Raw genomic sequence first — 10,647 nt, 5'->3', positions numbered from 1 at the left:
CCAAATCCATGTTACTTGATTCTGGGTGCAAAGGTAAAAGAATAGTTACAAGGACACATGGGGATGGGATCCAAACAGTTATGGTGCATACGACTACCTTTGGAATAAGGGTAACATCACCACAGACGATTCCAACAAGATTCCTTCGTTAGCACAGGATTCCCTCAATACTTTCTATAATAACAGTACCAACTGGTGGAAGTATGCTTTTCGTGTCGGTCAGGTGACCAAGGCCGACCTTTCCATCTCCGGGGGCAACGACAATGTACGCTACATGGTAGCCGCAGGTATCTACAACGAGAAAGGTATCATGATCAACTCCAGTTTCTTGCGAGCCAACCTCATGTCCAATCTTGACTTCAAGATTACCCCAAAGGTAGATGCCTATACTCGCATCAACTTATCTTACACTGACCAAAAAGCAGCTACCACAGGCAAGGTACAAGGTCTCACTATTGATCCGAAGCTACAATCCACCCTCTTGCCAGGAAAAGGAAGCATCGCCGAAAAGACCGCTATGCAATCCTTGAGAGGAATCAATGGAGTGAACTCCAACTACAATATTCGATTGAGCGGTGGACTCAACTATAACATCATCAAGGGGTTGAAGCTCTCGCTCTCGGCAGCTATCGACCACTACAACACTCGTCTCAATACCTTTACGCCAGACTATCTGACCTACAAGAAATTATCCAAGTCAGAAGGACAGAACATCGGCATGACGATGATTCAGAGCGAGAACTATCTCACCTATAAGTTCGACCTCAAGGAAAAGCACTTCTTCGAGTTGATGGGTGGTTTCTCCTACAACCGTGACCAGCTCAACACTGTTGGCGGTTCTGCCTATGGCGGCCCTACCAACCAAATCCACTATGTAGGTGAGGAATGGCCATCATTACGCCAAGACGAATATGGCACCTATGAGGCATTGCAGACCTACCATAGCAACCAGGAAGTACAAGAGATGATGAGTCTCTTCGGTCGCTTGGCATACAACTACAAGCACAAGTACCTTGCAGAATTTTCCCTTCGTTCCGACGGCTCTTCTGTCTTCGGTAGCGACGTGAGATGGGGAACATTCCCTGCTGTGGGCTTGGGCTGGACATTCAGTGACGAACCATTCATGAAAAATCTCTGGTGGCTCAGCTTCGGTAAATTCCGTGCATCTTGGGGACGCTCTGGTCAGAAGTTCAACGAGGCTTACCTTGCGTTGGGAACCATGAGTACCAGCAACACATTCTTAGGTAATTCAGGTTTGATACCAGGACTTCTCGCAAACAACCAGCTCACTTGGGAGAAAAACGACCAATATGACTTAGGTCTCGACCTTCAGCTCTTCAACTATCGCTTGCAAGTGAAGTTGGATTACTACTACAAATACTCCCATGCCTTGCTGATGCAGACCTCAACCCCAGGAAACTTCTTCTTGGCAGACAAGATGTGGAACAACTCTTCCGCCATATCCAACGAGGGTATTGAGTTTGAGATTTCCGCAGATATCATCAAGCGAAAAAACTGGCAGTGGACACTGGGATTCAACATCTCTCACGACCGCAACCTCTTCCGCAAGTCATACGGAGGTGAGGACTTGAGCGACAAGGTATTGGGCCGCCCAGTCTATGGCATCTACACCTATCACGACGAGGGCATCGTACAGAATGAGTCCCAGATACCATATTATTACAACGCATCAGGTAAGCTCGTACCATTGAGCTTCAATAACAGCGAGAACTATCAGTTGCGTGTGGGTGGTCGTAAAATCAAGGACTTCAATCAGGATGGAACCATCGACAACAAAGACAAGTACTATGCAGGCAGTACCTTGCCAAGTGCATTCGGTGGTATCAGCAACCGTGTTTCGTACAAGAACTGGACACTCGACATGATGATGAGCTATACCATCCGTCGCAAAATGATGAACATGGTGAAGAACTCTGCATTCAACTTCACCAAGACCTTCGGCACCATCATGGCAGATCCAAGCAAGGTAACCTTCTGGCAGAAGCCTGGCGATGAGACCGACTATCCATCCTTGGAGTTCGCAGACCAAGGCTACATAGGACAGTTTGATGGCGACATCGACTCCAATATCGAGAATGTCAACTATCTGCGTCTCAAGTCCATTACCTTATCTTATGAGATGCCTGCCAAGTGGTTTAAAAACAAAATCAAGGGACTGAGCCTATATGTCACAGGTCAAAACCTCTTCTTGTGGACCAACTACTCAGGTACAGACCCTGAAGTCGTTGATCCTTACACAGGCAAGGATACGGGTCAGCAGTACCCATTGAACCGTTCAGTAACATTTGGCTTTAACTTAAAATTTTAACAAGACATGAAGAAGAAACTATTTATAGCCGCCATCTGTGCGGCAGGATTGGTGTCATGCGACTTGGAGCAGATTCCAGAGAACCAAGTCACCTTCAACAATGCATTCAAATCAGAAAATGAGTTGAATGCCACTACATCCTCCATACTATTCTTCGAGAACGCCTTCTTAGGCAAAAACGATGCCTTCATCGCAGCAGGTGCCAAGGCTGACAATCTCGGTTGGAACAATGAACTACGTGATTGGAACCCACGCTATGCCAAAGACCAAGATGGTCAGTGGACTGGTCTCTACAACGTTATCTATGAGTCAAACTTACTCCTTGACAACATTGGCAAGACAGAAGGTTTGTCGGAAGAACGCTATAATTTCCACAAAGGACAAGCCTACTTTGCCATGGGACTTTCCTATTTTTTCTTGGCACAACGATACGGCGACTGCGTAATCACCAAGAATTCCACCGACATCGTGATGTATGGTCGTTCTCCGATGATAGACGTACTCAACAAAGCTATCAGCAGTGCAGAGGCAGCTTTCAGCATCTTGCCAACATACGACAAACTAAGAGGTTTGAACAACACTTCCATCACGAGCCGTCAATATGCCTCCAAAGGCAACAGTGCCGCTCTTCTGGCTCAGATTTACGCTTGGAAAGGTAGTGTAGAAGAACTTTACGGTTTACAAGGCAACCCTAAGGAAGACTATCAGAAAGCCATCGACTACGCCACTCTCTTGATAGAAGGTAAAGTGGGCAACTATAGCTTATGCTCTTCTCCTGAAGAACTCTGCAGCAAGCTTTCCCATCCAGAAGAGACAAATCCAGAAGCTATCTTCACCTTGACATTCGACAAGGCACGTTCTGAGGACAGTCAAACACCAAACGACGTGGCAACAGCCTACCTCAGCTGGCCAGTAAAAGAGACTGCACAGATGGGTAACATTCCATACGACAACTATCTTCAACTCTACCCTTCTACCGTCGAGGAAATGTACCCAGACCCATCCGACCAACGTAAGCAAGCCTTCTTCTACGACATCGACAACCCTGTGGAGGTAGATGGTATCCAATATGCCATCCCTTACAAGTTCCGGGAGTGCATCTACACCCAAAACGAGTTCTCAGAGACAGGCAAAGACTTTCGTTCACTGAATGCGGACTACGTGTATTGGCGACTTGCTGACATTATCCTGCTCCGTGCAGAATGTTACAACAAGTTAGGACAGACAGACCTTGCCATCGCAGACCTCAACACCATCCGTAATCGTGCCGGTGCGGAAGCTTATCCATCCATCTATGATGACGGCGACCTCAAGAAAGCCATCTTCAAGGAACGTGAAAAGGAGTTATTTGGCGAGAACGATGAGCGTTACTATGACATCATCCGCAACAACTACATTTTGGAGGAATTACACGGCAAGTTCCAGACCTTGACCGCTAACGACATCCAGAATGGTGCCCTCTTCCTTCCAATTCCAAGCAACGCTTATTCTGATCGTGACGGAAAGGTAACAAACACTATGATACGCCAGACCATCTACTGGATGCGCTACATGTAAATCATCTTAAAATAAAGAAAACAAGAAAATGAAAAAGATATTTCTCCTAATAGTAGTAGTGGTAGCAACCTTAGGGTTCACCACCTCCTGTACCAAGTATAACTTCGCCGATACTGGGACATCCGTCGGCTATCACGATTGCACCATGTGGGACTATTTCAATCAAGATCACTACAACTGGGACTCTCTCGTAATCATGGCAGAGCACGCTGGTCTCCAAGAGATATTTATGGGCACCAGTTCCTATGGCAAAAACTTGACAGTGTTTGGCATGACCAACCACAGCATTCGCCGTTATCTTTTGCAGAAGGGTTATGAACAGATAGCAGATGTACCCGTAGAGGACTGCCGTAACTTCATCCTTTCCTCCATCATCGATGGCAATCAAGTTATCCAACTCGACGACTTTACACCTGGCATTGCCTCAACGGATCCGAGTACAGTCATCGGACAAGGTGGTAAGACATACACGATGCTCTCTGGAAAACAGCTTTGGATTTACACCTATCGTGAACCATACGGAGGTGTGCCACAGGCTGGTCCTAAGAAAATCTATCTTGCCTCCGAAGCTGCAGGAAAAACCAGCGAGGTTGCTTCCTGCAACATTATGACTCAGACAGGAGTCGTACACGCTTTAAGTTATGATTTCACTCCAACAGATTTTTAACAAAATGAAAAGATTATATAGTAAAATCAGTTTCGTGGCAATCACCCTCATCTCACTAATATCACTATCGAGTTGCCATAATATGCCTGTAGGCTATCTCAAGGCTGAAAACGCAGGATATGAACCAGATACCTTGGTTGTCTATCAGGAAGTAGATGAATCTGCCCCTCAAGTAACCGACAATTCTCCTTGGACTTCGTATGCTATCCAAGGCGTAGCAGGTACAGTACCTATCACCTACGAGTTTTACGACGTAGAAGCTACAGAGGGAGGTGATGCCGCTGCTTTCCGTCAAGCCATCCAGGAAGGAACCATCCGTCTTCAAGGCAGTTTGATTCAAGTATTCTATGCTGCCTCCAAGAACTTACCTGTAGGTAGATATAGCATCAGCTTGAAAGTGCAGAACGAGGATCACTCTGCCCTTCTTCCACACATCTTCACCGTCATCATCAAGAAGAACGAGTTCGGAGATTGGGACAATGGTTCCTATGGAGACGAAGACATCGACTATACATCATTAAGAACTAAATAGAAGAAAAGATATGATGAAAAATATTAGTATATTGCTCTTTGCAGCAATTCTCTCTCTCTTCAACCTTGAGCCTTGCATGGCTCAAGGCAAGAGTAAAGAAGATGTACCAACAGATGCCACCACACAAAGTGGCATTCGTTTTTTCCAAGGCTCTTTCCAGCAAGCCCTCAACGAGGCTAAGAAGCAGCATAAGCCTTTGTTTGTTGATTTCTATGCCCAATGGTGCGGGCCTTGCAAACGCATGGCAAAGACCATTTTCACTCAAGACTCCATCGGAAAGTACTTCAACGAGAAGTTCATCAGCATACAGATTGATGCCGAAAAGCCTGAGAATGTTGCCATTGCCAAACAATACAAGATTGAGGCATTTCCTACCTTGGCATTCATCGCCAATGACGGAAAGGCAATCTCCATATCTGTAGGTGCGATGGGAGCAAATGAGTTGTTGGAAGCTGGCAAAACCGCCGCGGGCGATGTCATAGGATTTAAGGAACTCTACGAACAATACCGTGCCAACCCTTCCGACTTGGACATCCAACAGAAGGTACTACAACAAGCCCCTAAGTTTCTTATGGCACAAGAAGGCATGGATGCCGAGAAATGGGTAGTCAGAATCAGAAAGATGTTCAGTGCCTATATCCAAGCCAAGTTAGGTCCAAGTCTTATCAACCGTACAGACTATCTCATCATCACACAATTAGGTGGCGACGACATCGAACAGCAACAAAAGATAGCTGACTTCATCAACACCAATCTACCAGCTTGGCAGAAAAATGTCGGCGATGCAGCTGCCTATTATGTCATTGAGTATAATGACAAGCGCATCGAGGACCTTGCCAAGGAAGGAAATCTAAGCTACAAGGACTATGTGGCTAAGATTTCCGGGGAGTACAAGCCTTCCTATTCCGTTATTTCCTTCGTTGGTAATTTCGACCCAGCCAAGTCGTCTGCCAAATATGCCGATGCCATCTATGTCATCTACAAGGACAAGGACATCAAGAAGTACTTGGAGCTGATGGACGACTACTTCAAGTTGATGGGTGAGAACGCCACACCTGCCGACTATGGTAAGGCAGCACAGAATCTTTATTACGCAGCTGGCAAGAAACTCGCTCCTGCCGACCACGAGATTGCCATCAATTGGGTGGAAAAAGCATTGACAGGTGAAACATCCGTCGTTGACCGCATCAACTACCTTGTCATGATTGGCGACAGCTACACGGCGATAAAGAAGTATGAGGATGCTACCAAATACTATCGCCAAGGTTACGTGGAGTCGCTTCAACTCAACAACATGACACAAGTACAGGCAATGATTCAGGCTACTATTGCCCGCAAGTTGGCTACACTTGAACTCTTACAGAAATAAACGGTTTGAAAAGATAAACAGAATGAAAAGGTCTATCTATATTCTTGCATTACAGATGGTAATTACCATCTGTATGCTATTCGTACCGATTTGTAGTCAGGCACAAATCAACGGTTTAGTACAAGGTAAACTCCCTAACGGACTCACCTATTATATATTGCGTGACCCAAGCAACGCTGGAGAGGTCAACTTTTATTTGTACCAGAATGTGGGTGCTATCTTGGAGACAAACAAGCAATATGGTTTGGCACATTTCTTGGAACACATGGCGTTCAATGCCACCGAACACTTTCCTCATGGAGTCATGACTTACCTCCGTGACCACAGTTTGGTATTCAATGCCCAAACAGGCATTAACGAGACCCGATTTCAAGTCAACAATGTACCTGTAGCAGACAGTGAAGTGACGGCATCTATGATGTTGTTGCTCAAAGATTGGTGCAATGGCATCAAGATACTACCCAAGGATGTGGAAAAGGAAGCAAACATCATCTCGGAGGAATGGAGACAAAGTCGCAACGTCAACAAGCGCTTGACGGAAGCCATCGCTCCTTACATCTACAATCACAGTGATTATGCCACCCATAACGTCATCGGTTCAGAAAAGCAGATTCATAGTTACACTGCCAAGGACATCAAGACTTTCTACCAGCAGTGGTATCGCCCAGAGTTGCAGTGTGTTGCCATTATCGGTGATATCGAGCCTACAGAATACGAGAAAGAAGTAAAACGTATCTTCGGGGCAATTCCTGCCTCCAAGAAACCTATAACGAGGGAGAATGCACTCGTCCCAGAAAATGACACACCCCTCTACTACCGTTTCATTGACAAGGAGAACACTTCGAATTCCGTCGGTATTTACCAACGTAACCTTGCTATAACAGACCCTACAAAACGTGATGTAGTGGGCGACCAACTCAAGGCTCGCCTCTTCCAACGCTTAGCTTCCCAGGAATTGGCTATGCTGCGCAATGATGCAAAGGAAGAATTCATCACAGCCACCGTCAGTTACTCACCATTGGTGCGTCAATATGACCAGAACGCCTGGGACTTCGTACCATATGCTGGCAAGGAACAAGCAGCCCTCAAACAAATCCTCGCTATTCGTGAGCGTATCTATCGCCAAGGATTCGATAGCGAAGAGTTTGAGCAAGCCAAGGAAGCCCTCTACAATGAGATGAAACCTCTGATGGAATCTGATAACCTGGGAACTCCCGACAACTGGATGGATGTTTTCAAGCAGAACTATCTGTATGGTATGCCACTGGAATCCTTCCATCAACAGATCAGACGTTCCGTGGAGAGTTTAGTAGATATGGAGGTAGAAGATCTAAATGCTTGGGTTCGTTCCTGGATGAACGACAAGAACCTCAGTTTCATTACCTATTCAGCCAATCCATCCGACATGAACGTGCCATTAGCACAGTTCCAAAAGATTTTGGCTGAAGTAAAGGAAGACCCCGTATTGACTTTCGACAAACCTGCATCCATCAGTCAACTCATTGACTACAAAATTACACCAGGAAAGATTAACAAGAGTACACTCATTAAGGACATGAATGTAACCGAATGGACCCTTAGCAATGGTGCCAAAGTACTCTACAAATACCTGCCTGATGCAAGAAAGACAATATACTTTGTCGGTTCTGCGATGGGTGGTAACTCATTGGTTACCTCAAAGGATCTCCCCTCAGAGAAAGCAATGCAGTCGCTCATTATGCAATCTGGTCTATACAAGTACAGCCGTAATCAACTCTACGAATGGCTACAGAATAAAGACATCCAACTTTCACTTTCCATCAATGACTACACCGATGGTGTAGGTGGAAATACGACTGTGGCACATGCAGAAGACTTCTTCAAGTACCTCCACTTAGTGTTGACTAAACAGAATTTCAATCCAGCTGTTTTTAATAAGTTTGTGGAGAAAAGCAAGTACCTCTATTCCAATAGGAGCAAGACGGGCATGAGTGCCGTACAAGATTCCATCAACACCATCTTATACCCACCGTCAGAAGACAACCCACGTGAAGACTTGGCATTTTATAATCGTATGAGACTTCAAGATCTACCACGTCTCTTTAACGACCGTTTCGGCAATGCCGCCTATTTCACCTTCTGCTTGGTAGGTGCTTTGCCAGAACAAGAAGCACGCCAGATAATAGAGAAGTATGTGGCTTCCTTGCCTGGGACGCCAGGAGTAGCACCACGTCAGTACAAGTTAAAGAACATCTCTTCACCAAAACGTGAAATAACTTGTGAGTTGGAAGCAGATTTGGAAGGCGACTTAGGAGAAATAGAATTAGCTTTCACCAACGACAAACCACTTTCTGCCAAGGAACAAACCGCCCTCAATGTGGTGAAAGACCTGGTACAAGCTCGCCTCTTCGATGAACTTCGCGAGAAAGAAGGTGGAGTCTATTCCATTGCCGTAGATGCAGACTACCAACAAGTACCTCGTTTCATGGAAGAGTTGAAGATTCATTTCACAACTGAACGTGAGAAAGCTACCAGGATGAAACAACGTGCTTATGAAATCTTGGCTGAGATTCGTACAAATGCTTTCACGGAAGAAAACTTCAAGAAAGTGTATATACCATTAGTCATTGAGCAAGAGGCACAACAGAAAGCAGAGAGAGACACAACGGAAAGCACAGAAGAGACTGATCCAATGCTTTGGATTGCCATGCTCAATGCTTACGTAGAGGGACATAAAAGCAACTCGAAAGACGCGCCAGAGGTAATTAACTTCAGAGATATAACGCGCAAAGACGTAGCAGATGTCCTTGACAAGCTTATGGAGGGAGCGAAGAAACGAGACATTACAGTGAAGTCAAAGCAAGAGCAATACTCAGATTTCTAAAGTCAAATTTATTCACTACCACTAACTGTATGAGAATTTAGGGGAATTTTTCCCCTAATTCTCTCCTCTGTTCGTACGAGAACGGCAGTTTTGGAGGGTGATGAATTAATAAGTTTAATATAAACCGGAATAATAACGATAAAATTTATATATGATGAGAAAGATCGTTTTATTAGCTATGCTTGTATGTACAGGCACTTTTGCGATGGCTCAGAACGAAGCAGAACAAGCAAGAGATAGAGTCAAAGCATTAATAAAGAGTGGTGTAACAGATATTACCAAACTTCTTCCAAAACATGAGAGCGAAGATGAAGAAGATTTAGATGATGACGAAGAGGTTCCTACCACCGATCCATTAGCAGGAAAAGATGAGGACTTCGTAAGAGGGTATAATGACTCCAGACGTAAGGCTTACGAGGAGCAGAAAGCATCTTTTGCAGAAGCAGGTATAGATTTTCGTAAAACAGCTTTAGGAAAATTAAAACAAGATTCCGTAGGTATTTTTGCTAATATCGACAATAAGCTTGTGGCTATGAAACATATAGACTTCAAGGAAATTGAAAGAACTGGATATACCAATCCGTTTAAAGACAAGGAACTTATCACATTTGAAGGCAAGACTTCGCCATATGCATTTACTGGTGGCAAGGCTATTTTTCGCATATATTTTACGCATGACAGAAACAGTATTTCTGAGTATTATGATATGTTCTCCAGCGACTATACCATAGACGATTTCTTTGTGGCAAAATTCAAACTTATTGGGAAAGGAAGACAAATGACCAGTGCTGTGGTTCACTCCAATAAAATTATAGGTGCTAAAGAAGATAAATCTGTAAAATTAAACATAAAAAAAGTGTCCGACAACATTTATGATATGATAGTAGAAGGACAACCTGGAGAATATTGCCTTACCTACAACAATAAGAAAGGAGACACAAGCAATGGTATGAAGGACTCAGGCAGTAAGAAGGTCTTTGATTTCACTATAAAATAGCACCACTATAATTATTGAAGAAATTATCAAGTATAACGAACAGTTCGTAGCCAACAAAGGCTATGAGAAGTATTTAACAAGCAAGTATCCATACAAGACAAGAAACTTGCTATCTTGTCTTGTATGGATACCAGACTTACAGCACTCCTGCCAGCAGCACTCGGACTGAAAAATGGAGATGCTAAACTCACCTACCTTAACTGTTAGTCCAAGTGCAGGCAAAACGTGAGATGCAGTCTTAAATCCATTGCGACCATTTAGTTTTGCATCAAATTCATTTTTTCTGTTACTTACCCGTTGGCGGAATTAATTTAGCGCATACTTAACCCTGCC

General features: G+C 44.5%; 6 protein-coding genes and 2 pseudogenes. All 8 read left to right on the top strand.

Annotated elements, in window-relative coordinates; genetic code table 11:
- Positions 1 to 43: 43 nt before the first annotated feature.
- A pseudogene (locus tag DW917_RS15205) lies at positions 44 to 2,329 on the top strand (SusC/RagA family TonB-linked outer membrane protein); the annotation flags it as partial.
- Positions 2,330 to 2,335: 6 nt separating this feature from the next.
- Complete coding sequence (locus DW917_RS15200; RefSeq protein ID WP_118120075.1) at positions 2,336 to 3,886, top strand: RagB/SusD family nutrient uptake outer membrane protein; 1,551 nt, start codon at positions 2,336 to 2,338, stop codon at positions 3,884 to 3,886.
- Positions 3,887 to 3,914: 28 nt separating this feature from the next.
- Positions 3,915 to 4,553: a fasciclin gene (locus tag DW917_RS15195; RefSeq protein WP_118120073.1), complete on the top strand. Its 639-nt coding sequence runs from the start codon at positions 3,915 to 3,917 to the stop codon at positions 4,551 to 4,553.
- 4 nt (positions 4,554 to 4,557) lie between these two features.
- Positions 4,558 to 5,085, top strand: a complete 528-nt coding sequence (locus DW917_RS15190) for a hypothetical protein (RefSeq protein ID WP_147344225.1) — start codon at positions 4,558 to 4,560, stop codon at positions 5,083 to 5,085.
- Positions 5,086 to 5,098: 13 nt separating this feature from the next.
- Positions 5,099 to 6,454 (top strand): thioredoxin family protein, encoded by a 1,356-nt coding sequence (locus DW917_RS15185; RefSeq protein ID WP_370453542.1) that lies wholly within the window; start codon positions 5,099 to 5,101, stop codon positions 6,452 to 6,454.
- Positions 6,455 to 6,476: 22 nt separating this feature from the next.
- A complete protein-coding gene (locus DW917_RS15180; protein ID WP_118120067.1) occupies positions 6,477 to 9,317 on the top strand; it encodes a pitrilysin family protein in 2,841 nt (946 codons plus the stop codon).
- Between the two features lie 151 nt (positions 9,318 to 9,468).
- Positions 9,469 to 10,314 carry a hypothetical protein gene (locus tag DW917_RS15175; protein ID WP_134844307.1) on the top strand — a complete coding sequence of 282 codons (846 nt, stop codon included), beginning with the start codon at positions 9,469 to 9,471 and terminating at the stop codon, positions 10,312 to 10,314.
- A 10-nt stretch (positions 10,315 to 10,324) separates the two neighbouring features.
- A pseudogene (locus tag DW917_RS15170) lies at positions 10,325 to 10,503 on the top strand (carbonic anhydrase); the annotation flags it as partial.
- Between the last annotated feature and the right edge of the window lie 144 nt (positions 10,504 to 10,647).

Source organism: Prevotella sp. AM42-24 (assembly GCF_003461825.1).
Lineage (GTDB): Bacteria > Bacteroidota > Bacteroidia > Bacteroidales > Bacteroidaceae > Prevotella > Prevotella hominis.
Note: the sequence above shows the minus strand (reverse complement) of the source record. Positions and strands in the feature narration are given on the sequence as shown.